Source organism: Pseudomonas sp. E1MeOHC2, from assembly GCF_058745025.1.
In genome coordinates this window covers 1,506,886-1,531,451 of sequence record NZ_CP196675.1, presented here as the reverse complement: position 1 = coordinate 1,531,451, position 24,566 = coordinate 1,506,886, and the positions used below count along the sequence as shown (strand labels likewise).

General features: G+C 63.1%; 25 protein-coding genes. 11 read left to right on the top strand and 14 right to left on the bottom strand.

Annotation, left to right across the window (positions count from 1 at the left end; genetic code table 11):
- The first annotated feature begins 1 nt into the window (after position 1).
- Positions 2–889: a 3-hydroxyisobutyrate dehydrogenase gene (gene mmsB, locus ACSSU5_RS06840; RefSeq protein ID WP_492560858.1), complete on the top strand. Its 888-nt coding sequence runs from the start codon at positions 2–4 to the stop codon at positions 887–889.
- A gap of 109 nt (positions 890–998) precedes the next feature.
- On the opposite strand, the gene ACSSU5_RS06835 is transcribed toward mmsB, so the two are convergent.
- Positions 999–1,343, bottom strand: coding sequence for a cupin domain-containing protein (locus tag ACSSU5_RS06835; protein WP_003251579.1), 345 nt, complete (start codon positions 1,341–1,343; stop codon positions 999–1,001).
- A 283-nt stretch (positions 1,344–1,626) separates the two neighbouring features.
- On the opposite strand from ACSSU5_RS06835, the gene ACSSU5_RS06830 reads away from it, so the two are divergent.
- Together ACSSU5_RS06830 and ACSSU5_RS06825 are read left to right on the top strand one after the other, a co-directional pair.
- Positions 1,627–1,851, top strand: coding sequence for a type II toxin-antitoxin system HicA family toxin (locus ACSSU5_RS06830; RefSeq protein WP_264311566.1), 225 nt, complete (start codon positions 1,627–1,629; stop codon positions 1,849–1,851).
- The gene (locus tag ACSSU5_RS06825; RefSeq protein WP_264311567.1) at positions 1,851–2,258 is read left to right on the top strand and encodes a type II toxin-antitoxin system HicB family antitoxin; all 408 of its coding nucleotides are present in this window, start codon (positions 1,851–1,853) and stop codon (positions 2,256–2,258) included. Before ACSSU5_RS06830 ends, ACSSU5_RS06825 begins: the two co-directional genes overlap by 1 nt.
- A 34-nt stretch (positions 2,259–2,292) precedes the next feature.
- Here ACSSU5_RS06825 and ACSSU5_RS06820 read toward each other — a convergent pair whose 3' ends face one another.
- The 7 genes from ACSSU5_RS06820 to ACSSU5_RS06790 form a co-directional block, all read right to left on the bottom strand.
- Complete coding sequence (locus ACSSU5_RS06820) at positions 2,293–3,225, bottom strand: phosphatidate cytidylyltransferase (RefSeq protein WP_027595453.1); 933 nt, start codon at positions 3,223–3,225, stop codon at positions 2,293–2,295.
- 1 nt (position 3,226) lies between these two features.
- Positions 3,227–3,850, bottom strand: a complete 624-nt coding sequence (locus ACSSU5_RS06815) for a lysophospholipid acyltransferase family protein (protein ID WP_492560857.1) — start codon at positions 3,848–3,850, stop codon at positions 3,227–3,229.
- Between the two features lie 10 nt (positions 3,851–3,860).
- The gene (locus tag ACSSU5_RS06810) at positions 3,861–4,292 is read right to left on the bottom strand and encodes a hypothetical protein (RefSeq protein WP_492560856.1); all 432 of its coding nucleotides are present in this window, start codon (positions 4,290–4,292) and stop codon (positions 3,861–3,863) included.
- Entirely contained in the window at positions 4,289–5,611 is a 1,323-nt protein-coding gene (locus ACSSU5_RS06805) for a phosphatase PAP2/dual specificity phosphatase family protein (protein ID WP_492560855.1), read from the bottom strand. Before ACSSU5_RS06805 ends, ACSSU5_RS06810 begins: the two co-directional genes overlap by 4 nt.
- On the bottom strand, positions 5,608–7,365 hold the full coding sequence (locus ACSSU5_RS06800) for a bifunctional alpha/beta hydrolase/class I SAM-dependent methyltransferase (RefSeq protein WP_492560854.1): 1,758 nt from the start codon (positions 7,363–7,365) through the stop codon (positions 5,608–5,610). Before ACSSU5_RS06800 ends, ACSSU5_RS06805 begins: the two co-directional genes overlap by 4 nt.
- Before the next feature lie 30 nt (positions 7,366–7,395).
- Positions 7,396–8,001: a CDP-alcohol phosphatidyltransferase family protein gene (locus tag ACSSU5_RS06795; protein ID WP_492560853.1), complete on the bottom strand. Its 606-nt coding sequence runs from the start codon at positions 7,999–8,001 to the stop codon at positions 7,396–7,398.
- A gap of 110 nt (positions 8,002–8,111) precedes the next feature.
- On the bottom strand, positions 8,112–8,993 hold the full coding sequence (locus ACSSU5_RS06790) for a LysR family transcriptional regulator (protein ID WP_492560852.1): 882 nt from the start codon (positions 8,991–8,993) through the stop codon (positions 8,112–8,114).
- 77 nt (positions 8,994–9,070) lie between these two features.
- Here ACSSU5_RS06790 and ACSSU5_RS06785 point away from each other — a divergent pair, with 77 nt between their 5' ends.
- Positions 9,071–9,835 carry a sulfite exporter TauE/SafE family protein gene (locus ACSSU5_RS06785; protein WP_492560851.1) on the top strand — a complete coding sequence of 255 codons (765 nt, stop codon included), beginning with the start codon at positions 9,071–9,073 and terminating at the stop codon, positions 9,833–9,835.
- Here ACSSU5_RS06785 and ACSSU5_RS06780 read toward each other — a convergent pair.
- A complete protein-coding gene (locus ACSSU5_RS06780) occupies positions 9,825–10,139 on the bottom strand; it encodes a putative quinol monooxygenase (protein ID WP_492560850.1) in 315 nt (104 codons plus the stop codon). The two genes, ACSSU5_RS06785 and ACSSU5_RS06780, sit on opposite strands and share 11 nt — an antisense overlap.
- Positions 10,140–10,334: 195 nt before the next feature.
- Between ACSSU5_RS06780 and mdaB the strand changes: the two genes are divergently transcribed.
- From mdaB to ggt, 3 genes are all read left to right on the top strand, one after another.
- Positions 10,335–10,925, top strand: coding sequence for an NADPH:quinone oxidoreductase MdaB (gene mdaB, locus ACSSU5_RS06775; protein ID WP_492560849.1), 591 nt, complete (start codon positions 10,335–10,337; stop codon positions 10,923–10,925).
- 78 nt (positions 10,926–11,003) lie between these two features.
- The gene (locus ACSSU5_RS06770; protein WP_264311577.1) at positions 11,004–11,900 is read left to right on the top strand and encodes a LysR family transcriptional regulator; all 897 of its coding nucleotides are present in this window, start codon (positions 11,004–11,006) and stop codon (positions 11,898–11,900) included.
- A 117-nt stretch (positions 11,901–12,017) separates the two neighbouring features.
- Complete coding sequence (gene ggt, locus ACSSU5_RS06765) at positions 12,018–13,685, top strand: gamma-glutamyltransferase (RefSeq protein ID WP_492560848.1); 1,668 nt, start codon at positions 12,018–12,020, stop codon at positions 13,683–13,685.
- A 118-nt stretch (positions 13,686–13,803) separates the two neighbouring features.
- Here ggt and ACSSU5_RS06760 read toward each other — a convergent pair whose 3' ends face one another.
- Both ACSSU5_RS06760 and ypfJ read right to left on the bottom strand, forming a co-directional pair.
- Positions 13,804–15,723: a methyl-accepting chemotaxis protein gene (locus ACSSU5_RS06760; RefSeq protein ID WP_264311579.1), complete on the bottom strand. Its 1,920-nt coding sequence runs from the start codon at positions 15,721–15,723 to the stop codon at positions 13,804–13,806.
- A gap of 183 nt (positions 15,724–15,906) precedes the next feature.
- A complete protein-coding gene (gene ypfJ, locus ACSSU5_RS06755) occupies positions 15,907–16,797 on the bottom strand; it encodes a KPN_02809 family neutral zinc metallopeptidase (protein ID WP_264311580.1) in 891 nt (296 codons plus the stop codon).
- A gap of 200 nt (positions 16,798–16,997) precedes the next feature.
- On the opposite strand from ypfJ, the gene pcaH reads away from it, so the two are divergent.
- Complete coding sequence (gene pcaH, locus ACSSU5_RS06750; RefSeq protein WP_033702953.1) at positions 16,998–17,717, top strand: protocatechuate 3,4-dioxygenase subunit beta; 720 nt, start codon at positions 16,998–17,000, stop codon at positions 17,715–17,717.
- Positions 17,718–17,727: 10 nt separating this feature from the next.
- A complete protein-coding gene (pcaG, locus tag ACSSU5_RS06745; RefSeq protein WP_264311582.1) occupies positions 17,728–18,333 on the top strand; it encodes a protocatechuate 3,4-dioxygenase subunit alpha in 606 nt (201 codons plus the stop codon).
- A 129-nt stretch (positions 18,334–18,462) separates the two neighbouring features.
- Here pcaG and trmA read toward each other — a convergent pair whose 3' ends face one another.
- Positions 18,463–19,548: a tRNA (uridine(54)-C5)-methyltransferase TrmA gene (trmA, locus tag ACSSU5_RS06740; protein WP_492560847.1), complete on the bottom strand. Its 1,086-nt coding sequence runs from the start codon at positions 19,546–19,548 to the stop codon at positions 18,463–18,465.
- Positions 19,545–20,840, bottom strand: coding sequence for an NCS2 family permease (locus ACSSU5_RS06735; RefSeq protein ID WP_264311585.1), 1,296 nt, complete (start codon positions 20,838–20,840; stop codon positions 19,545–19,547). Before ACSSU5_RS06735 ends, trmA begins: the two co-directional genes overlap by 4 nt.
- A 209-nt stretch (positions 20,841–21,049) precedes the next feature.
- Between ACSSU5_RS06735 and ACSSU5_RS06730 the strand changes: the two genes are divergently transcribed.
- Complete coding sequence (locus ACSSU5_RS06730) at positions 21,050–21,520, top strand: GNAT family N-acetyltransferase (protein ID WP_492561304.1); 471 nt, start codon at positions 21,050–21,052, stop codon at positions 21,518–21,520.
- A gap of 25 nt (positions 21,521–21,545) precedes the next feature.
- Here ACSSU5_RS06730 and ACSSU5_RS06725 read toward each other — a convergent pair whose 3' ends face one another.
- Positions 21,546–22,775 (bottom strand): MFS transporter, encoded by a 1,230-nt coding sequence (locus tag ACSSU5_RS06725; protein ID WP_264311586.1) that lies wholly within the window; start codon positions 22,773–22,775, stop codon positions 21,546–21,548.
- A gap of 354 nt (positions 22,776–23,129) precedes the next feature.
- Between ACSSU5_RS06725 and ACSSU5_RS06720 the strand changes: the two genes are divergently transcribed.
- The gene (locus ACSSU5_RS06720) at positions 23,130–24,566 is read left to right on the top strand and encodes a cytochrome ubiquinol oxidase subunit I (protein ID WP_492560846.1); all 1,437 of its coding nucleotides are present in this window, start codon (positions 23,130–23,132) and stop codon (positions 24,564–24,566) included.

Below are 24,566 nucleotides of genomic sequence, written 5' to 3'. Positions count from 1 at the left end.
CATGCGTATTGCATTCATCGGCCTGGGCAACATGGGCGCGCCCATGGCCCGCAACCTGATCAAGGCCGGGCATCAGCTGAACTTGTTTGACCTGAACCAGACCGTGCTGGCCGAACTCGCCGAACTGGGCGGGCAGATCAGCCCCTCGCCCAAGGACGCAGCCGCCAACAGCGAGCTGGTGATCACCATGCTGCCGGCTGCGGCCCATGTGCGCAGTGTGTACCTGAACGATGACGGCGTGCTGGCGGGCATACGCCCCGGCACCCCGACGTTGGACTGCAGCACCATCGACCCGCAGACCGCCCGCGAGGTGTCCAAGGCCGCTGCGGCCAAGGGCGTGGACATGGGCGATGCACCGGTATCCGGTGGTACGGGCGGCGCGGCGGCCGGCACCCTGACCTTCATGGTCGGTGCCAGCGTCGAGTTGTTCGACACGCTCAAACCGGTGCTGGAACAGATGGGCCGCAACATCGTGCATTGCGGTGAGGTCGGCACAGGGCAAATCGCCAAGATCTGCAACAACCTGCTGCTGGGCATTTCGATGATCGGCGTGTCCGAGGCCATGGCCCTGGGCAATGCACTGGGCATCGACACTAAAGTGCTGGCCGGCATCATCAACAGCTCGACCGGGCGTTGCTGGAGCTCGGACACGTACAACCCGTGGCCCGGCGTCATCGAAACTGCACCTGCTTCACGCGGTTACACCGGCGGCTTTGGCGCCGAATTGATGCTCAAGGACTTGGGGCTGGCAACCGAAGCCGCACGTCAGGCGCACCAGCCGGTAATTCTCGGGGCCGTGGCCCAGCAGCTGTATCAGGCAATGAGCCTGCGCGGAGAGGGTGGCAAGGATTTCTCGGCCATCGTCGAGGGGTACCGCAAGCAGGATTGACGAGCGAGGTGGTTTGATCGCGGGCCAGGTGGCCTTCCCTCTGTAACTGCGCACCAGAGGGAAGGGCACCTGCTCCGCGATTTTTTTTGCTCAGGTGCCCAGCTACGAATCAGGCGAACACGAAGTACTTGCGCACCGTCTCGACCACTTCCCAGGTGCCTTTCATCCCAGGTTCGATCACAAATACATCACCGGCTTTCAGGTGCTTCGGCTCTTCGCCTTCCGGGGTGATGATGCAGTAGCCATCGAGGAAGTGGCAGAACTCCCACTTGTCGTAGTTCACCTCGAACTTGCCCGGCGTGCAGATCCAGGTACCCATGATCTTGCTGCCGTCGGCCGACAGGTAGGCGTTGAGGTTGACGGTGTGCGGATCGCCGCCGATGCGCTTCCACTTGGTGGCGTCCACAACCGGCGTCGGGCAGGTCTCGCGCAGGACGGTGATGAAATCGGACATGGCACAACTCCTGGTGACTGGCTGAATGACTGGACACCATAGGGCCATTGGCCGAGCTGCAGTTGCCTGGGGTCGACGTTTAGGTGCCTGACTGCGCTATGCGCAAAAATGAGTGGATGGGAGGTGACGCGGGCGTGGCTAGATTCCTACGTGGTAATAGGCTGGCGCCTACCGACTCGACTGCCTCATCCACTGGTCGCCTTGGGTGTGCATAGTGTGTACTGCGATTCGTTTTGTTCTATTCGGTGTGTATCATCCACACTGACTGTCAAAGGAAGAACGAGTGCGCAGTCGTGAAGTAATTCAGATCATTGAGGCAGACGGGTGGTACGAGGTCGAGGTCAAGGGCAGTCATCATCAGTTCAGGCACCCGGTAAAAAGAGGGAGAGTAACGGTGCCACATCCTAAAAGTGATCTGCCTAAGGGCACTGTACATAACATCTTGAAGCAAGCTGGGCTGAAACAGCCCAGTAGTCCCAGCAGCTCAATCATCAGGGGAGACGCGTAATGAAGTTTCCGGTTGTATTGCACAAAGACGCCGATTCGGATTACGGCGTAACGGTTCCTGATGTGCCTGGCTGCTTTTCAGCAGGCGCGAGTGTTTCCCAGGCGCTAGAGAATATTCAGGAAGCACTGGCATTGCATTTTGAAGGTCTGGTCGCTGATAACGAAGCGTTACCGCAGGCGCAAGAGATTGATGTTCATGTGGCTAACCCCGATTACCACGGCGGGGTCTGGGCAGTTGTGGACTTCGATGTGACTCCGTATCTGGGCAAGGCGGTGCGGTTCAATGCAACGCTGCCGGAAAACCTGTTGCAACGGATCGATGAGAAGGTAAAGCGCGACCATCGGTATGCTTCTCGTTCCGGATTTCTGGCATCGGCAGCATTGCGAGAGTTGGCAAGCGTGCACTGATCCAATGTGAGGGAGACGGCTGAATAATCATCTCTCAAGCCCACCAATACCGCACAAAGTGGAAAAACACCGGCGCCGCAAAGCACACCGAATCCATCCGGTCGAGCATGCCGCCGTGGCCTTCGATCATGTGCCCCCAGTCCTTTACCCCACGGTCGCGCTTGATCGCCGACATCACCAGCCCGCCGAAGAAGCCCATGGCGTTCACGGTCAGGGCCATCAGTGCCGCCTGCCAGAAGTTGAACGGGGTGATCCAGCACAACAGGGCGCCGATCAGCGTGGCCAATGCCACGCCACCGACCAGGCCTTCGAGGGTTTTCGAGGGTGACAGGTTGGGCGCTACCTTGCGTTTGCCGAACAGCTTGCCGCACACGTACTGCAGCACGTCGCTGATCTGCACCACGAGGATCAGCCAGGCGATCAGCAGCAGGTTGCGGCCCTCGAAACCGGGGATGTCGAGTGTCATCAGCGCGGGCACCGAAGAAACGCAATACACCGCAATCATCAGGCCCCACTGCACCTTTGACGCGCGTTCAAGGAAACGCGTGGTGTCGCCGCCAAAACTGGCGAGGATTGGCAGCAGCAGGAACAGATAAACCGGGATGAAAATGCTGAATAAGCCATACCAGTCCATGGCGATCAGCACGTACTGCACCGGCAACGCCACATAGAACGCCGCCACCAGCGCCGGGTAGTCGCTGCGCCGGGTCGGGGTGAGGGTCATGAACTCGCGCAGCGCATAGAACGACACGCCGTAAAACAGCACGATCACGCCGTACTTGCCGAACAGGAAAGCGATGCCGATGACCAGCACCATCACCCACCAGGCGTTGATACGGGCATTGAGGTTGTCGATCACCGCATGCGGCGCGGGGCCTGCACGCCACTTGAGCAGGCGGCCGATCACGCTGGCGAGCAGCAGCAGGGCGCCGATGCCGGCGAACAGCGAAAGGGTATTGTCGTCCATGTCAGGCATCCTTGGGCGCCAGGTTCAGCAGGGCCTGGCCGGCCCGTTCGAGAAAGGCCTGCTTGCTTTCATCAGCCTGCAGGTGGAGGGGTTCGCCGAAGCTCAGCGTGCACAGCAGCGGCAATGGCAGGGCGCGGCCCTTGGGCATGACCCGGTTGAGGTTGGCGATCCACACCGGCACTAGCTCGACGTCGGGGTTGGCCGCAGCCAAATGGTACAGGCCGCTTCTGAACGGCATGAGGGGCTCGTCGCCAAGGTTGCGCGTGCCTTCCGGGAAGAATATCAACGAGTCGCCCTGGGCCACGGCTTCGAGGATCGGCTGCAGGGGGCTGCCTTGGCCTTCTGCCCGCTGTCGGTCGATCAGCACGCCGTTGAACACGTTGCGGATGAGAAAGTCGCGGATCCCGGGTTTTGCCCAGTAGTCGGCACCGGCTACCGGGCGGGTGCGTTTACGCAGGGGTTCTGGCAGCGAGGCCCAGAGCAGCACGAAGTCGCCGTGGCTGCTGTGGTTGGCGAAGTACAGGCGTTGCACGGGCAGCGGCGTGCAGCCGAGCCACAACGCACGGGCTCCGGTAATCAGCCGGGCGGCGGAGGTGATGACGAAGGCGGTCAAGGTCGCAAGCATGGGGCGGTTGTCATCCGGTGAAAGGCAGTGTCAGCAGGGTAGCCAAGGTCAGCGCCAGTTGCAGGCCCAGGCACACAGCCTGGCGGCGCAGCAGGGCCAGCGCGGCCTGGCTGCGGGCGGGCCAGTCGCGGGTATCCTTGGCGTGCGGTTTGAGGTTGAGGTCGAACAGGGCGCGGTCCAGCGCTTGTGTGTCTGCAGGCAGGTCTTGGCTGGCGCCGAGGCGGGTGAACAGTTCGGCGTCCAGGGCCACGCGGATGGCCCAATACTTGTGCAGCACACCGAGCGCTAGCAGCACCGCGCACAACAAACTGCACAATGGATGCAGCGAGGCACCCAGCAGTGGCGCCAGGCCAAAGCCCAGGGCCAGCAGCGTGATGCCGTCCGACAGGCGCTCCAACTGGCTGCCACGGGCCAGCAGGCTGGCCGTCAGGTGCAGGTTCATGGGCGTGCTCCAAGCTGTTGCAGGGCCTGTCGATGGGCGGCGTGCAAGACCACGCCAGGGCGTGCGCTGCGGATCAGCTGTTCGGCCTGGGCGGGGTCGGCGCATCGGCCCGTGAGTACCAGCCAGGCCGCCACGGCGCTGGCGCTGCGGGAATAGCCCAGGGCGCAGCAGACCAGCAGGGGGCCTTGCTGGCGCAGTTGCTCGATGGCGTTTGCCGCTTCGTGCAACAGCTTGCTGTCGGGGACAATCAGGTCCAGGGTGGGAACAGATCGATAGTACTGGCCTGTGGCAGCAGGCCCATCGCGGCACGGCAGTTCAGCGCACAGGTCGACGATGGCAGCAAACTGCGCGCCCTCGCCACGCCCTGGAATACGCCCCAGGAATACCCCGTCACACACCTCATCCGCCTGCGGGTGGTGCCGTGTCCATAACCTGGAATTGATCCACGCCCCTATCAGATAGGGCCACAGCAGCCAGGTCGCCGCATTGGACAAGCGCCCATCGGCGCCCTTCTGAAAACCACCCGCGCCGAACACGCCGTAGTTCAGTGCCACCCACAGCAGCGCCACGCCCGGCCATGACAGCCACAACCCCGCGCCACCTGATGCGAACGCCGGTAGCGCACACAGCAAGGCGCCAAGGCCATAGCACAGCGCCACCCGCCAGCGTTTGCGATCACGGGCAAGGCGGGCCTGCTGCCATGGCAGGCGACCGTGCCACGGCCATAGCCACAGGCAGACAAACCCTGCCAACGCCCCGGTGGGCACGTCGATGAAGTGATGCTGCCAGGTGGTCAGCACCGACACGCCAATCAACGCCATCCAGCCATGCATGAGCCAGCGCCAGGGCTGGCGGTGCACGTGCCGGGCGAACATCGCCCAGATGATCACCAGCAGCGCGATGTGCAGCGACGGCGCCTGGTTGTAAGGCTTGTCAAAGCCCATCAGCACCTCGAACAGCCAGCCGAACAGCCCGCTCATTTCGGGCCGCTCGAAGGTAAAGCGCAGTGGCCAGAGCAGGAAGCAGCTGACGCTGATCACCTGTGCCGTGAGCAGCGCCAAAGCATGCCGGTCCATCTCCTGGCGGGTGCGTGGCAGCAGGAAGGACAAGCCGTAAAGCAGGTCGATCGACCAGTACGGGATGATCGTCCAAGGCCACAGTGGCATGCTGTGTTCCCAGCCGAACACCAGGCTGCCGACATCACTACGGCTGGCGGTGTGGGTGTTTACCAGCCCATAGCTGAGGAAGAAGAACGGCCCCAGCAGCAGTAGCCAGAGCACGCCACGGCGAATCAACCCGGGCTCACGCGCTGGGCTCATTCACGCACCCGTTGCGCCAGGCTGACGCTGAAGATGCCCCACTCGTCGATGCGCTGGGCCAGTTTGCGAAAGCCCGCCGCCTCGACCAGTTGGTCCATTTCGGCTTGGCTGCGCCGGCGCATCACCCACGCCTCACCGCCGCGATGGCTGGTCAGGGCACGGGCGATCATTTCCAGTTGCGGGTGCCAGGGCTGGCCGGTGTAGACCAGGTAACCGCCATCTTCGACGGCATCGGCAAGGCCAGCCAAGGAGTTGCTCACCAGCGTGTTGCTGGGGAACAGTTCGTACAGGCCAGACACCACCGCCAGCGTAGGGCCTGGCTGCAGGGCCGCGAGGCTGGCGCGATCGAAGGCATCGCCCTGGACGAAACGGGCAACATCGCTCAGGCCTTTTTCGGCGATCAATGCGCTGCCTTGTTGCACGTTCAGCTCGCTGTAGTCGCGCAGCAGGATCGAGTCAGGCAGTTGTTCGAGTTCCTGCAAGGCTTCGAGGATGTAACGACCATGGCCGGCGGCGATGTCGACGATATGAACCGGCCGCTGTTGGGCGCGTAGGCGGGCGATGGCCTCGCGCAGCAACTCTTCGACGTGCAGTTTGCGCTGGCGAATGCCGCGCCAGCCAATGGCGTCGAGGTAGTTCTGGTCGATCATGCGGCCCAGCTTGCCTTTGCCTGTGGGCTGGTTGCGGTAGACGTAATCGAGGGTGCTGCCCGAGTCGAAGCCGGTGTCAAAACCCAGCTTCACGCCCTCGGCCAGCCCTTTGCCCAGGTTCAGGCCTGCACGGGTGGCGCGCCAGTAGAGGTCGCGGGGCGAGTGGCGTGGCAGGGGCGCGGCCAGGCTCTCGGCCTCGGCGCAGCTGGCACCGGCCTTGTCGGCGTCGAGCAGCGACGGTGCGGGCACAGGGCTGTCGAAACAATGCGCGACGAAGCGCTCGATACGCTTGAGCACATGGGCGCGGTCCCGTTCGCCGAGGGTGTCGTGGAAAAACCCCGGGAGCGTGTGTATTTCCTTGCGTGCACTGCCCAGGCGCTCGAAGAAACGCGCCTGCGGTTTGCGCTCGATCACAAGGTCCGCACCAGAGACCAGCAACTGGGTCGGCACCTGGATGGCCTGGGCGTCAGCCACCACGCGGTCGGCCGCTTCATACAGGCCCAGCAGCATGGTCACCGAAATCGGTCGGCTGATCAGCGGGTCGGCCACATACGACATGACCCGCTCGGGGTCATGGGTGAGCAGGCGCGGTTTGACGTAGCTGTTGACGAAGAAGTTGCCGCGCACGGCCTTGAGCAGTTTCAGGCCAGGCCGTGCGAAGGGCACATACAGCTTTACCTTGAACGCCGGTGAAGCCAGCACCAGGCAGCGCACCTTGGGCGCGTAGTCGTGGGCCCAGGTGGCGATCAGCACGGCGCCGACGCTTTGCGCCAGCACCACCATGTCCTGCTCGGCGATGCCGTGCACGGTCTGCAGATGCTCAATGAAGGTTTGTACGTCGCGCACGCTGGTGGCAAACCCCGGGCTGTCACCACGTGCCCCCGGTGACTGGCCGTGGCCGCGGGCATCCCAGGCGAAAAAGTCATAGCCCGGCATGTCCAGCTCGTCAGCCAGGTGGGCCATGCGCCCGCCATGCTCGTGGCCGCGGTGGAACATCACCACGGCGCGGCGTGGCTGGTGTTCATTGCGGGTTGCGGGCCAATGACGGTAGTGCAACTCGACACCGTCATGGGTGGAGAAATGCAGCGATTGCGCTTGGCGCATGGCGAGAATCCTTGTCCGGCGGCGATAGGCTCAGCGGGCTTCGGTCAGCCCTTGGCGAACCCGGTTGTAGAGGGTATAGAGCGAGAGCGCGAAGATGACCAGCAAGAGGCCGTTGAGCCAGGTGGCGTTGAGCAGGCCCAAGGCAACGCCGGAGCCCAAGACGCCGAAGGCAAACGCCCGGTCGCTCTTGCCCATCGGCCCGTCGTAGCGCCGCGATGCGCCCGCCAGCGGGCCCATGACGCCGGCGTATTCGCTGAAGGTCGCGCTCAGTACCACCAGCACCACCAGCGTGGGAGATACGCCGACAAGCAGCGCGAAGGGCAGGTACAACGCTGCATCGGCGATCACGTCGCACAGTTCGTTGAGGTAGGCGCCGAGCCTGGATTGCTGGCCGAATTCGCGTGCAAGCATGCCGTCGACGGCGTTGAGCGCCATGCGCAGCAGCATCCACACCGGGATCAGAATGAATAGCCAGGTGATGTGGCTGAGCCCTGCCAGCAGCACGCCTAGCAGGATCGATACGAGGGCGGCGGCGACGGTAACCTGATTGGCCGTGACGCCGCGCTCATAGAGGCGCTTGACGCCAGGCCGGAGCAGGGCCTGGAAGCGTGGCTTGAGCTGGTAGATTGAGGGCACTGGAAACTCCTTTTCGTGGTGCAGCATGATTGTGGTCAAAGCGCCCCAGTGGTCGCAAGCGCCGGTGCCAGATTTACGCTTCTACAAACCGTGTATGGCCGAATGTATCCTCAGCTTGCCAAGCGCTTGACCAAGCCCGCCGCATACCCTGGCAACGCCGCAAAGTCCCGGGCGCACACCAGCAACCGGCGATTGGCCCAGTCCTCACCAAGCGCCGCCCAGTGCAGTGGCAACAGCCCTTGCCAGCGTTGCACCGAAGCCAGCGGCACAATGCCGACCCCGGCACCCCCCGCCACCATGCGCAGCACCCCATCGAAGCCGTCGGCACGTACCCGCACCCGCATTCGCCTGCCTTCACGCAGAGCCTGTTCCTCAAGATACAAGGCCAATGCGCTGTCCGCCCCCAGCCCGACATGACCATGGGCGAGGCTGTCGATGAAGCTTGGTGCAGGGTGCTCCGCCAATGGATGCCCAAGGGGTGTCACCAACACCAGTGGGTCATCGCGAAACGGCAGGGTCTGCAAATGTTCACTGGGCGCAGCGGTCGAGATGATCCCCAGATCCGCCATGCCTTGGGTGATCGACTGCACGATCCGCAAGCTCGGCAGCTCTTGGACATCGACACTGACGCCTGGGTTCTCGGCCAGATAGCCGGCCAGCAATTCGGGCAAGTATTCAGTCAGGGCTGCCGTGTTGCACAACAGCCGCACCTGGCCTTGCTGGCCCTGCGCATACTGGGCCAGGTCGAATTGCAAGCGCTCGACCTGCTGCTCGATCAGCCGGGCATGCTGCAACAGCGCCTGGCCCGCAGGGGTCGGCTGCACGCCCCGGCGATTGCGTTCAAGCAATGGCGTACCCAGTGACGCTTCCATCGCTCGGATACGCGCACTGGCAGCAGGTAGGGATAAATGACTACGGCGAGCGCCGGCAGTAATGTTGCCGCACTCCAGGGTATGGCGAAAAAGCGTGAGGTCGATGAGGTCGAAATGCATGTGCCTCTGTCCTGGCAATAGTCAGGCTGAGTATATGGCAGATTTTCAGCCAGCCTGCCGCACGCCATCATGGCCCCATGAATACCTTGATCGCGTTCTATCAGACCATTGGCCCGGCATTGACGCTGCTGGTGGTCATTACCTTCTTTCTGGCAGGCACTGTCAAAGGTGTGATCGGCCTCGGTCTGCCGACCATCGCCATGGGCCTGCTTGGCCTGGCTATGCCGCCCGCGCAGGCTGCCGCGTTGCTGATCGTACCTTCGACCCTCACCAACCTCTGGCAACTGGCTGCCGGGGGCCATCTGCTGGCGTTGCTGCGACGCCTGGGGCCGATGCTGGCCATGATCTTCGTCGGCACACTGGTCGGCAGTGCCTGGCTGGGCATCAACAGTGGCGCGTGGGCCGCGCATGCGCTGGGCGCCGCGCTGCTGGCCTACGCGGTGTACGGGCTGCTTGGCCCGGGGTTGCGCGTGGCACAAAGGTGGGAGTGGTGGCTGGGGCCGCTCTGCGGGATGGTGACGGGTGTGGTGACGGCCGCTACCGGGGTGTTCGTGATGCCGGCGGTACCGTACCTGCAAAGCCTTGGCCTGAACCGTGACGAGATGATCCAGGCCCTGGGCCTGGCATTTACGGTCTCGACCCTGGCGTTGGCCCTGGGCCTGGCCGGGCAGGATGCCTTGGGCGGCCAGGCCCTGGGTGCTTCATTGCTGATGCTGGCGCCGGCACTGGTCGGCATGCTGGCGGGGCAGTGGTTGCGTCAGCGCATCAGTGCAACGTTGTTCAAGCGCTGCTTCTTCATCGGCCTGGCCGTACTCGGCGGCCATCTGCTGATCAACGGTTAGCAGACGAGGCGCTGAGCATGTCGATCAACTGGATATCGAACTCGCGCTCCAGGTAGTCCATGCGTTTTTCGAAGAACGCGACCATGTGCGGCAGGGCCGAGTGCTCATCCAGTGCCGCCTTGTCTGCCCACACCTCGTAGAACACGAACAGGCTAGGGTCGGCCTTGTCGCGCAGCATGTGGTACTCGATGCAGCCCGGTTCCTGGCGGCTGGGCTCGACATAGGCGCGGAACAGGGTTTCGAAAGCTTCGGCCATTTCCGGGCGGGTCTTGGCTTTGAGGATGAAAGCGTACTGCTCGCTCATGGATCGCTACTCGCTGGTGAATGATGAAACGATTCTAAGGCAATAATGGGTTGTGCATTCGTGATTTCAGGGCAATTGTATTTTGACTCATACCTGCTGTTTCCCCTGCCAGTGAGTCTCTAACCTGCCGGTCATCCCATTTGATTCGATCGAGGCAACACGGCCTCGGGTCGAAATCGCCAGATCGAGGCCAGCATGAAAAAGATCCTTTTGCTCAACGGTGGTAAACAGTTCGCCCACTCCGATGGCCGCCTCAATGCGACCCTGCACGAAGCCGCTATCGCTCACCTGGACCGTGCCGGTTTCGACGTGCGGCAGACGTTCATTGATGGTGGCTACGATGTGCAAGAGGAAGTCGAGAAGTTCCTCTGGGCCGACGTGGTGATCTATCAGATGCCAGGTTGGTGGATGGGTGCGCCATGGACGGTGAAGAAGTACATCGATGACGTCTTCACCGAAGGCCATGGCAGCCTGTACGCCAACGACGGCCGGACCCGCTCGGATGCCTCGCAGAAGTACGGCAGCGGTGGCCTGATCCAGGGCAAGCAGTACATGCTGTCGCTGACCTGGAATGCCCCACAGCAGGCGTTTGACGACCCCAGCGACTTCTTCGAGGGCAAAGGTGTGGACGCCGTGTATTTCCCGTTCCACAAGGCCAACCAGTTCCTTGGCATGACCGGTTTGCCGACCTTCCTGGCGGTGGATGTGATGAAGCGCCCGGATGTGCCGGCAGCATTGGCCGCGTATGAAGCGCACCTGGACAAGGTGTTCGGCAAGGCTGAGTAAAGAACCGGTACTGACATCGCTGGACTTGCCGTCTGCAAGCGGTTATCAATCATGGCGAGATCAGACACAGGCCCACACGTGAAAACCCGATCAGAAGAACTCCAGGTATTCGTCGCTGTGATCGACTGCGGCTCGATCTCTGCTGCAGCCGAGCAGATGGGCCAGACCCCGTCAGCCGTCAGCCGCTCCCTGTCGCGCCTGGAGGCCAAGCTCGGCACCACCCTGGTCAACCGCACCACCCGGCGCATGGACCTGACCGAAGAAGGCCGCTTTTTCCTTGAGCGCTCGCGTTTGATCCTGGAACAGATGGACGAGATGGAAGAGCGCCTGTCGATGAACCGGCAGACCGCCACCGGGCGCCTGCGCATCAACGCCGCGGCGCCGTTCATGCTGCACGCCATCCTGCCCTGGATCGGCGAGTTCCGCCGTCAGTACCCCGGCATCGAACTGGAGCTCAACACCGACGACCTGATCATCGACCTGCTGGAGCAAAGCACCGATGTGGCGATCCGTATCGGCGAGTTGGCCGACTCCAGCCTGCATGCACGCAACCTGGGGTGCAGCCCGGTGCAGGTGCTGGCCAGCCCCGCCTACCTGGAACGGCACGGCACCCCGCAGCGCGTCGAAGACCTGGCCAACCACTGCTTGCTCGGGTTCAGCCAGCCCGAGTCGCTCAACCACTGGCCCTTGCGCCATGCCCAGGGCGACCGCTGGGCGATCCGCCCCGCGCTGATCGCCTCCAGCGGCGAAACCCTGCGCCAACTGGCCCTGGCCGGGGAGGGCATCGTCAGCCTGTCGCATTTCATGACCCACGAAGACATCCGCACTGGCCGCCTGCAGGTGCTGCTGGGCGACGCCAACAACGGCTATCGCCAGCCGATCCATGCGGTGTACTACCGCAACACGCAGTTGGCGCTGCGCATCCAGTGCTTCCTCGATTTCATCCAGCGCAAGCTGGCGATGTACGCCTGCTGAGTTGCCTGAACGCGACAGATCCTGCCCAAAGGCGGCGAAACTTCCTACGTTTGATTGCACAGTCGATACGCTTCGGCCTTACTGAGTGATCAACAAAAACAACACCAAGGAAGTGTCATGCGTATTGTCCTGTTCCAGTCCATGGCCCTCGGAGCCGCTTTCCTGAGCTGTTCATCGGCCTTTGCGGCCACCCTGGAGGCGGGCGCGGTGGCCGCGCCCGATCAATATGGCGCACAGGTGGCCGCCGATATTCTGAAAAAGGGCGGCAACGCCGTGGACGCCGCTGTGGCAACGGCCTTCACCCTGGCGGTGACCTACCCTGAAGCCGGCAACATCGGCGGCGGTGGCTTCATGACCCTGTTCGTCGACGGCAAGCCCTACTTCCTTGACTACCGCGAAGTGGCGCCCAAGGCTGCCAGCCGCAACATGTACCTGGACGACAAGGGCGAAGTGATCGAGAACCTCAGCCTGGTCGGCGTTCGCGCGGCGGGTGTACCCGGCACCGTGATGGGCCTGTGGGAGGCGCACCAGAAATTTGGCAAGTTGCCCTGGAGCGAGTTGCTGACGCCGGCCATCGGCTACGCCAAAAACGGCTTCAAGATTGCCGAAAAACAGTACCAGTACCGCAACGATGCCCAGGGCCTGTTCAAGACCGCGACTAACTTCAACGACTACTTCGGCACCATGAGGGTGGGCGAGCTGTTCAAGCAGCCCGAGATGGCCCAGACCCTCGAACGCATTGCCGACAAGGGCGTGAGCGAGTTCTACCAGGGCAAGACCGCCGACCTGCTGGTGGCGCAAATGCAGGCGGACAAAGGCCTGATCACCAAGCAAGACCTTAAGGACTACAAGGCCGTCTGGCGCGAGCCGATGGCCCTGAGCTGGCGCGGCAACGTGGTCTATACCGCCCCACCGCCAAGCTCCGGCGGCGTTGCCCTGGCCCAGCTGCTGGGCATCAAGGAAGACCGCGCGGCAGACTTCAAGGGCGTGGCGCACAACTCGGCGCAGTACATTCACCTGCTCGCCGAGATCGAGAAGCGCGTATTTGCCGACCGTGCCGACTACCTGGGCGACCCGGCGTTCACCAAGGTGCCGGTCGATCAATTGATCGCCAAGGACTACCTGGCCAAGCGCGCCGCGCAGGTCAACCCCAAGGCCATTTCGGTCACTGACGACGTCAAGCCGGGCTTGGAGCCGCACCAGACCACGCACTTCTCCATCGTCGACAAACAGGGCAACGCGGTCAGCAACACCTACACCCTCAACCTCGACTACGGCAGTGGTGTGGTGGTCAAGGGCGCCGGCTTCCTGCTCAACGACGAGATGGACGACTTCAGCGCCAAGCCGGGTGCGGCCAATGCCTTTGGCGTGGTCGGTGGTGATGCCAATGCCATCGAGCCGGGCAAGCGCATGCTGTCATCCATGAGCCCGAGCCTGATGACCCGCGATGGCAAGGTCGAGCTCGTGATCGGCACGCCAGGGGGCTCGCGGATCTTCACGTCAATCTTCCAGGTGATGAACAACCTGTACGACTACGACATGCCGCTGGAGAAGGCAGTGGCCGCGCAGCGTGTGCACCATCAGTTGCTGCCTAAAGACACTATCTATTTCGACAGCTATGCACCGCTGACCGGAGCGGTGGCGGATGACTTGAAGAAAATGGGGTATGTGCTGGAGGACCAGGGCTGGGAGATGGGCGATATCCAGGCGATCCGGGTGAACGGAGACAAGCTTGAGACGGCTTCTGACCCGCGTGGGCGTGGGGTGGGGATGATCGTCAAGTAATTCTGTAGACTCAGTGCTGGCCTCTTCGCGGGACAAGCCCGCTCCCACAGGATTACCGCTGCCTTCCGAGAGCGTAAACCTGTGGGAGCGGGCTTGCCCCGCGAATGCTATCTAAAGGTCAAACGCGGAACTGGCTCACCATCATCTGCAACTGCCCGCCCAACCGCGCCAGCTCAACGCTGGACGCCGCCGTCTCGTCACTGGCCGCCGCCGTCTGCTCGGACACATCCCGCACATTCAGAATGCTCCGGCTGATTTCTTCGGCCACCGCGCTCTGCTCTTCCGCCGCCGCCGCGATCTGCTGGTTCATCGACTGGATGTTCGACACCGTGCCGGTGATGCTTCCTAGCGAGGCGCCGGCCTTGCGCGCCAGCTCGACACTGCTGTCGGTCAGGGTGCGGCTACCCTGCATGGCCGTGGCCACTTGCTGGGTGCCGTGCTGCAGGCTGGCGATCAGCTCTTCGATCTCTTCGGTGGACTTCTGCGTGCGCTGGGCCAGGCCGCGCACCTCGTCTGCTACCACGGCAAAACCACGCCCTGCCTCGCCAGCACGGGCCGCTTCGATCGCGGCGTTGAGCGCCAGCAGGTTGGTTTGTTCGGCCACCGACTTGATCACGTCCATGACGCTGCCGATCTTCTGGCTTTCCTGTTGCAGCAGGTTCATGGCTTCGGTGGAACGGTGCACTTCTTCGGCCAGGCGCTCGATCTGGCCGATGGCCTCAGCGACCACACGATCACCCGCGCGAGCTTCGTCATCGGCACCGGTGGCGGCATGCGAGGCCTGCTCGGCGTTGCGCGCGACTTCCTGAACGGTTGCCGCCATTTCGTGCATCGCGGTGGCCACCTGATCGGTCTCGACCTTCTGGCTGTTGGCCCCTGCGCTGGTCTGCTCGGTCACGGCCGACAGCTCTTCGGCGGCGCTGGCAATCTGGGTCACGCCGTCGCGGATGCCGCTGATCAGCTCACGCAGGGTGGTGCCCATGCGGGCGATGCCCTGTTGCAGCACGCCCAGTTCATCGCGGCGGGTGACGCGCAGGTCGTGCGTCAGGTCGCCGCCGGCGATGCGTTCCACGGCTTGCAGGGTTTCCTGCAGCGGGCGGGTGATCTGCCGCGTGATGAGCACCGCTGCCAGAACGCCTACCAGTAACGCCAGCAGGGTTGCGATGGCCTGCAGGCTACGGGCCTGCGCACTTTCGATGTCGCGTCGCTCCAGCTGGATCTTGTACAACGCGTCGCTGGTTTTGACGATGTCGGCGCCCTGGACGGTCATTTCGGCACGCGCGCTGGTGATATTGGCGAGCGCATCGCGGAACTGGCGCACGGCATCACGGTAGGCCTGCACCGACTGTTCGAACTGCTGCAGGCGCGCGTCTGCGGCAGGCAGCTGGCGCTTGAGGGTGTCGACCTCGGCCAGTGCCGCTTCGAGTTGGCGTAGGGCGGCCTGCTCATTGACCGCACTGTTGTCGGCAATGTAACCGCGCACGTCGATGCGCACCTGCAACAGCTGCTGGCGAGCCTTGCTGATCAGTTGGTACTGGGCCAGGCGCGCACTATCGGTTTCGGGGCGTGCCATGACTTCCTGGCTGATGGCATCCATGGCCTGGTCAGCCTTGGCGGCCGAAGCGGTCATCGCCTCGCGAGCGGTCTGGGTGGCGTTGTAGCCTGCACGCATGGTGCCCAGCGACACCTTGTATTGGCTGATGGTCTGCCCCAGTTCGTGCAGCAACTTGACGTTATCCGGGCTCTTGAACGTATCGACCAGGCGCGCCTGCTGGTTGCTGAAGGCTTCCAGCTTGGCCAGTGTGTTGGCCGCCGCCGCATCGTCGCCATTGGCAATCATGTACTGCAGGCGTGCGATGCGCAGATCGGTCAGGTCCTTGTTGAGCTGGCTGATGTCGCTCATCCAGTTACTGCGGTCGATCAGGCTGCCCAGGCTGGTCCAGCCGGTCAGGGCCAGCAGGCCGGTGAGGATCAGTACCAGGCCGAAGCCCAGGCCGAGTTTGAGGTTGACGCTGATGTTGGCAAACCAGCTGTTCATGCACGCACTCCAGAAGTTGTTTTCGCTCGCTTGATCGTCGATCGCAAGGCGTTGTTGTTCTGGATGCCCGCTGATTCGTGCAGGGGTTATCGGCAATGATGGGGGAAGCTGAAACGCTTTTTCAGCTGATTTGTAACTTGTCGTTAAGGTGGCGCGGGGGCCGCGAGGCAGCCCCAGCGTGTGTCAGAGGTTACGCGCACTGAAGGTGTCGCAGCTGTTCACCTCGCCCTCGGCAAACCCCGCCTTGAACCAGCGTACGCGCTGCGCCGAGGTGCCGTGAGTGAAGGAGTCGGGTACCACGCGGCCCTGGCCTTTCTGCTGCAGGCGGTCGTCGCCAATGGCATTGGCCGCGTTCAGCGCTTCCTCGACGTCACCCGGCTCCAGCCAGTTCAGGCGTTTTTGCGCCTGATATGCCCACACCCCAGCCAGGCAATCGGCCTGCAGTTCCTGGCGTACCAGCAAGCCGTTGTCGCCTTCCATGCGCTGCCCGTTGCGGCGGGCGGCATCGACCTTGGCCGACACGCCGAGCAGGGTCTGCACGTGGTGGCCGATCTCGTGGGCGATGACATAAGCCTGGGCAAAGTCACCCGCTGCGGCGAAGCGGGTTTCCATCTCGCGGAAGAACGACATGTCCAGGTAGACCCGCTGGTCGGCCGGGCAATAGAACGGGCCTACCGCTGCCGAAGCAAAGCCGCAGGCAGAATTGACCTGGCCGTTGAACAGCACCAGTTTGGGGTCGCGGTACTGCTTGCCGGCCTGGGAGAACAGCGCTTTCCAGGTGTCTTCAGTGTCACCCAGCACCGAGGCGACAAACTCGGCCTGCTGGTCATTGGCCGGCGGCGCCTTGCTGCCTGCGCCGCTTGGCGCTTGTTGCTGTTGCTGTTCCATTTGACCGGTGAGCTGGCCAAGAATCTGCAGTGGGTCTTGCCCGGTGAGCCAGCCAATGCCCACGATCAGCAGAATCGCCCCCAACCCGAGGCCCTTGCCGCCGCCAAAGCGCATGCCGCCACCACCGCCACCTTCGCCTCGGGCATCGACCACGTTGTCGCTGCGTCGGCCTTTTCGCCATTCCATGAATGCTCTCCGGAGCGTGAAACAAGAAGACAAAGATTAGTTCACCTAAGCGGGAGATGTCAGGCAAAGGTGCTAATCCATAACCATATGGTTATGTATGGAACGGTCGATTTCAGTATTCATCCTGCGCGGGTTATCCGAAACTGCAAGTCCGCCTGCCCCGTATAGGCGTTTTGATAATTCCAAGAGAGGAAAACGGCATGCCCGCCCAGGACACCAGCCGCTTCGTGATCCGTGATCGCAACTGGCACCCCAAAGCCCTGACGCCCGACTACAAGACTTCCATTGCCCGCTCGCCGCGCCAGGCATTGGTCAGCATCCCGCAGTCGATCAGCGAAACCACCGGCCCGGATTTCACCCACCTGGGTTTCGGCGCCCACGACCATGACCTGCTGCTGAACTTCAACAACGGCGGCCTGCCGGTCGGTGAGCGCATCATCGTTGCCGGCCGGGTGGTCGACCAGTACGGCAAACCTGTGCCCAACACCCTGGTGGAAATGTGGCAGGCCAATGCTGGCGGCCGCTACCGCCACAAGAACGACCGTTACCTGGCCCCGCTGGACCCGAACTTCGGCGGTGTGGGTCGTTGCCTGACCGACCGTGACGGCTACTACAGCTTCCGTACCATCAAGCCCGGCCCGTACCCATGGCGCAATGGCCCGAATGATTGGCGCCCGGCGCACATCCATTTCGGCATCAGCGGCCCGTCGATCGCCACCAAGCTGATTACCCAGCTGTACTTCGAGGGCGACCCACTGATCCCCAAGTGCCCGATCGTCAAGTCGATCGCCAACCCAGAAGCCGTGCAGCAGTTGATCGCCAAGCTCGACATGAGCAACGCCAACCCCATGGACTGCCTGGCGTACCGCTTTGACATCGTGCTGCGCGGCCAGCGCAAGACCCACTTCGAAAACTGCTGAGGACCCCGCCATGCCAATCGAACTGCTGCCGGAAACCCCTTCGCAGACTGCCGGCCCCTACGTCCACATCGGCCTGGCCCTGGAAGCGGCCGGCAACCCGACCCGCGACCAGGAAATCTGGAATTGCCTGGCCAAGCCAGAAGCGCCGGGCGAACACATTCTGTTGATCGGCCAGGTCTATGACGGTAACGGGCACCTGGTGCGCGATTCGTTCCTGGAGCTGTGGCAGGCCGATGCCGCCGGCCAGTACCAGGATCAATACAACCTGGAAAACGCCTTCAACAGCTTCGGCCGCACGGCCACCACCTTCGATGCCGGTGAGTGGACTGTACAAACGGTGAAGCCGGGTGTGGTGAACAATGCGGCCGGTGTGCCGATGGCGCCGCACATCAACCTCAGCTTGTTTGCCCGTGGCATCAACATCCACCTGCACACACGTCTGTACTTCGATGATGAAGCCGAGGCCAACGCCAAGTGCCCGGTGCTCAACCTGATCGAGCAGCCACAGCGCCGTGAGACCTTGATTGCCAAGCGTTGCGAGGTGGACGGGAAGACGGCGTATCGGTTCGATATCCGTATTCAGGGGGAAGGGGAGACGGTGTTCTTCGACTTCTGATACTGCTGGGGCTGCTTTGCAGCCCATTCGCGGGGCAAGCCCGCTCCCACAGTGTTCAATACTGATGCGGACCTGTGGGAGCGGGCTTGCCCCGCGAATGGGCCGCAGAGCGGCCCCAACATCTAACCGTTATCGCCGAACCAGCAACACCCCACTTTCCATGTGGTGGGTATACGGGAACTGGTCAAACAACGCACAGCGCTCGATACGGTGCGTGTCCTGCAACTGCTCGATGTTCGCCGCCAGCGTTTCCGGGTTGCACGAGATGTACAGAATCCGCTCGAAACGCCGGGTCAGCTCGCAGGTGTCCGGGTCCATCCCGGCACGCGGCGGGTCGACGAACACGGTGCCGAACGCATGGCTTTTCAGGTCGATCCCTTCCAGCCGACGGAACGGGCGCACTTCGTTCAGCGCCTGGGTCAGCTCTTCAGCCGACAGCCGTACCAGCCGCACGTTATCCACGCCGTTTTCATCGAGGTTGCTCAGCGCCGCATTGACCGAGGTCTTGCTGATTTCGGTCGCCAGCACCTGGCGCGCGCGGGTGGCCAGCGGCAGGGTGAAGTTGCCGTTGCCGCAATACAGCTCCAGCAGGTCATCTTCACGCTCGCCCATGGCGTCGAACGCCCAGCTCAGCATTTTCTGGTTCACCGCGCCATTGGGCTGGGTGAAGGCACCTTCCGGCTGGCGGTAACTGAACACGCGGCCAGCCACGTCCAGTTTTTCTACCGCGTAGTCGCGGCCGATCACCAGGCGCTTGCCCTTGGAGCGGCCAATCAGGTTTACCCCCAACTCTTCCGCCAGTTGCCGCGCGGCCACTTCCCATGCCTCGTCCAGCGGGCGGTGGTAGCACATGGTGACCATCGCATCGCCTGCCAGGGTGGTCAGAAACTCCACCTGGAACAGGCGGTTGCTCAGGTCCTCGCTGGCTTGCCAGGCAGCCTTGAGGCGCGGCATCAGATCGTTGATGCGCTCGCTGGCGATGGGGAAGTCGTCGATCAAAATCGCCTTGTGCTTCTCGCCCGGGGCGAACATCGCGTAGTGGCGCTGGCCGTCCTCGCGCCACAGGCGGAACTCGGCGCGCAGGCGATAGTGCTCGCGCGGCGAATCGAAAACAGCCGGTTCCGGCGCGCCGAACGGCGCCAGCAGCTCGCGCAGCCGGGCAACCTTGGCGTCCAGCTGGGTGGCGTAGGAGGAGGGGTCGAAAGCAGCACTCATGCGTTGAACCAGCCCAGCTTGATAACGAACAGGATGGAAAGGATCACCAAGGCCGGGTTCAGGTCGCGGTGGCGACCGGATATCAGCTTGACGGCGGTCCAGGAAATGAAGCCGAAGGCGATGCCGTTGGCGATCGAGTAGGTCAGCGGCATGGCCAGGGCCGTCACCACCACGGGCGCGGCTTCGGTGACGTCGTCCCAGTTTATTTCCGCCAGGCCCGAAGCCATCAGTACGGCGACGAACAGCAGCGCCGGCGCCGTGGCGAAGGCCGGTACGCTACCGGCCAGCGGGGCGAAGAACAGCGCGAGCAGGAACAGCACGGCCACCACGATGGCGGTCAGGCCGGTACGCCCGCCCGCACTCACGCCAGCGGCCGATTCGATGTAGCTGGTGGTGGTCGAGGTGCCCAGCAGCGAGCCGGCCATGGCGGCGGTGCTGTCGGCAATCAGGGCGCGGCCCATTTTTGGCATGTGGCCGTCCTTGCCCATCAGGCCGGCGCGTTTGGCCACGCCGATCAGGGTGCCGGAGTTGTCGAACAGGTCGACGAACAGGAAGGCGAAGATGACGCTAACCAGGCCCACATCCAGTGCGCCGGCGATGTCCAACTGCAGGAAGGTCGGTGCCAGCGATGGCGGCATGGACACGATGCCGGCGAACGGCGTCACGCCCATCGCGATAGACGCGATGGTCACGGCAAGAATGCCGATCAGTACCGCGCCACGCACCTTCAACGACTCAAGGCCGACGATCAGGAAGAAGCCCAGGGTGGCAAGGATCGGTGCTGGCTGCTTGAGGTCGCCAAGGCCTACCAGGGTGGCCGGGTTATCGACGACGATACCTGCGTTATGCAGCGCGATCAGTGCCAGGAACAAACCGATACCGGCAGCGATGGCAGAGCGCAGCGGCAGCGGGATGCTGTTCACGATCCATTCGCGGATACGGAAGATCGACAACAGGAAGAACATCACTGCCGACAGGAACACCGCGCCCAGCGCGACCTGCCAGGTATGGCCCATGTGCAGGACCACGGTGTAGGTGAAGAAGGCGTTCAGGCCCATGCCCGGCGCCAGCGCGATCGGGTAGTTGGCGATCAGGCCCATGGTCGTCGAACCGATGGCCGCAGCCAGGCAGGTGGCGACGAAGATCGCACCCTTGTCCATACCGGTCTCGCCGAGGATGCTCGGGTTGACGAACAGGATGTAGGCCATGGCCAGGAAGGTGGTGACGCCCGCAAGAATCTCGGTGCGCACGTTGGTGTTGTGTGCTCTTAGTTGAAACAGCCTTTCCAGCATGCCCGCTCCCCAAGGCGCCCCCGGCGCCGTGATTTGTATCGACCCCATCAGCAAAGCACAGACCGTACCGGTTGCCGTGGTTTTATCTGGGGCGGAAAAAAGCCGCGCATCATACCAGCATGCTCGGTGAGCGGTAATCAATGTCGCGATACACTGCAGATTCTACGCCGTGCGGTCTGCGGCTTCGTGGGAGCAGCGTTGTGCAACTGATGGACTACCGTGACCTGAACCAAACCCAGCGCGCTCAACTGCTCGATATCCAACTGCACCCCGAGCAGCTGCGCTATGCCGGTGATGTGGCCAGCGCGGTGTACCTGTTGCAAAGCTGTAAAAGCGATCACCGGCGTGCGCTGGTGCTCGTGCTCGATGGCGTGCCGCGGGCGTTGTTGCTGCTCCAGCGCGGGGTATTTCTGCCCACCTGGGCCCAGGCGGGCGCGGCGATGATCACGGCCTTGCAGGTCGACAAACGGTTCCAGGGGCGTGGCTTGGGGCGCTGGTGCATGCAAGCCTTGCCGGCTGTGGTGCGCGCGATGTGGCCTGATGTCGAATGCCTGCAATTGTCGGTCGACCGCGACAACCACCCGGCGTTGGGGTTGTACCGAGCCACGGGCTGGGTGGGCAGCGGCGATGGCTACCGCGCCCGCAGCGGCTACGAGTGTTGCATGACCTTGATGCTCTGAGCAGCCCGCATGCCGGCCTCGGCGCTCATTCAGCGGCCTTGCTGTGCAGCTGATCGCGCTTGGCCAGCGTCGGGAACAGTTTTATCCACACCCCGGTCACCACCAGCGTGCCCACGCCCCCCAACACCACGGCCGGCACTGTGCCAAACCAGTGCGCCGTGACCCCCGATTCAAACTCGCCGAGCTGGTTCGAGGCACCGATGAACAACCCGTTCACGGCACTCACCCGCCCGCGCATCTCATCCGGTGTCTCCAACTGCACGAACGAACTGCGGATGACCATGCTGATCATGTCCGCCGCCCCTAGCACTACCAGCACCGCCAGCGAAAACCAGAACGACGTCGACAGGCCAAACGCGATGGTCGCCACGCCAAACACCCCCACCGCCGTGAACATGGTGCGCCCGACCTTGCGCTCGAACGGGAAGCGCGCCAACCACAGCGACATCAGCAACGCACCCACCGCCGGCGCCGAGCGCAGCAGGCCCAGGCCCCAGGGGCCGGTGAGCAGGATGTCCTTGGCAAACACCGGCAACAGCGCGGTAGCGCCGCCCAGCAACACGGCAAACAGGTCCAGCGAGATGGCTCCGAGAATGTCGGGCCGGCTGCGGATGAAGCGCACGCCAGCCAGCAGCGACTCCAGGCTGGCCCGGCCACGCTGGGGCACTTGCTGGCGCGCATCCAGGCTCAAGGTCAGCACGCAGGCGATGGCGTACAGCGCCACGGTCGGCCCATACACCCAGATGCTGCCAAAGGCATACAGCAACCCGCCCACTGCGGGGGCGACGATGGTGGCGGCCTGGGTCGCCGAGGCCGAAGCCGCCACCGCCCGTGGGAACAACCCCGGCGGCACGACATTGGGCAGCAGGGCCTGGGTCGCCGGCATCTCGAACGAGCGCGTGGCACCCAGCAGGAAGGCCAGGGCGAAGATCAGCTCGCGGCTGACGTTGTCGGTGGCGCTGCCCACTGCCAGGGCCAGTGCGATCAGCCCCTGCAGGCTCTGGCACAAGGCGGCGACCTTGCGCCGGTCATAGCGGTCGGCGACATGCCCGGTGTGCAGCATGAACAGTACCCGCGGGGCGAATTCGACCAAGCCGACCAGGCCCAGGTCGAGCACATTGCCAGTGAGCTGGTAGAGGTGCCAGCCGATGGCCACGGTGAGCATCTGGAAACCGCTGGCGGTGAACACACGGGCCAGCCAGAACGCGAGGAAAGGACGATGATGGCGCAACAACTGCGGTGCGGAATCGGGCATCGGAAACCTGTGGCCTCGGCGCAGTAGAGGGGTCGGCAGATTATCATCTGTTTGTAACAAGCAGTTACTGTTTGCCGTGATCGGCACTTTTTCACCGTTTCTGAAAGAGGGTGGGGCAACAGGTCACGCGGCAATCAACCACACGGCCCGCCTGGCCATTCAGGACTATGCTTCCAGTCAGTCGTTGACCTGGATCAATCGTTGCAAACGCAACGATCAGCCGACGATGTGGCCTTTGGGCCGGAATCCCTGCGATTGCACAGAACAATTCCAACTCGCCGCACTCGATACCGTGGGGGCAGTAGGCGCCAGGGCCACGAGCCTGAACGCCGGATTATCTGAAGAGGAAGCACTATGTTCGGTTTAGAGGCCCTAGATCTCGCCCGAATCCAGTTTGCGTTTACCGTGTCCTTTCACATCTTGTTCCCGGCCATCACCATTGGTCTGGCGAGCTACCTGGCAGTCCTCGAAGGCCTTTGGCTGCGGAGCCACAACCAGGTCTACCGTGACCTCTACCACTTCTGGTCGAAGATCTTCGCCGTCAACTTCGGCATGGGCGTGGTCTCTGGCCTGGTCATGGCCTATCAATTCGGCACCAACTGGAGCCGCTTCTCCGATTTCGCCGGCGCCGTTACCGGCCCCTTGCTGACCTATGAGGTGCTGACGGCGTTCTTCCTCGAGGCAGGCTTTTTGGGCGTCATGCTGTTTGGCTGGAACCGTGTGGGCCGTGGCCTGCACTTCTTCGCCACGGTCATGGTGGCGCTCGGCACGCTGGTCTCGACCTTCTGGATCCTGGCCTCCAACAGTTGGATGCAGACCCCGCAAGGCCACGAAATCATCGATGGTCGCGTGGTACCGGTGGACTGGCTGGCGGTGATCTTCAACCCCTCGTTCCCCTACCGATTGATGCACATGGCCACGGCGGCGTTCGTCGCCACTGCGTTCTTCGTCGGCGCCTCGGCGGCCTGGCACCTGCTGCGTGGGCGTGACAACCCGGCCGTGCGCAAGATGCTGTCGATGGCCATGTGGATGGCGCTGATCGTCGCCCCCATCCAGGCTGTGATCGGCGACTTCCATGGCCTCAACACACTCAAGCACCAGCCGGTGAAGATCGCGGCCATCGAAGGCCACTGGGAGAACGTGCCGGGCGAGCCTACCCCGCTGATCCTGTTCGGCATCCCCGACATGCAAGCCGAGACCACCCGCTTCAAGGTCGAGATCCCGGCCCTTGGCAGCCTGATCCTGACCCACAGCCTGGACAAGCAAGTGCCAGCGATGAAGGACTTCCCGCCCGAAGACCGGCCCAATTCGGCCGTCGTGTTCTGGTCGTTCCGGATCATGGTCGGGCTTGGTTTCCTGATGATCTTCGTTGGCCTGTGGAGCCTGTGGCTGCGCAAGCGTGGCACGTTGTACAGCTCACGACCGTTCCTCTACCTGACCCTGTGGATGGGCCCTTCCGGGTTGATCGCCCTGCTCGCAGGCTGGTTCACCACCGAAGTCGGCCGCCAGCCGTGGGTGGTGTACGGCCTGATGCGTACCTCCGAAGGCGTCTCCAACCACAGTTATGCCCAGCTGGGCTTCACCCTGGTGGCGTTCGTGGTGGTGTACTTCGCCCTGTTCGGCACCGGCCTTGGCTACATGATGCGCCTGGTGCGCAAGGGCCCGCATACCGGTGAAGGCGATCATCAGCCGCCGGGTGGCCCTGGCCAGCAACGCACGCCGGCGCGGCCGCTGTCCGCCGCCGATGATGGCCATGAGGCCAACACTGTCAGCCTGAGCAAGGGGAACTGA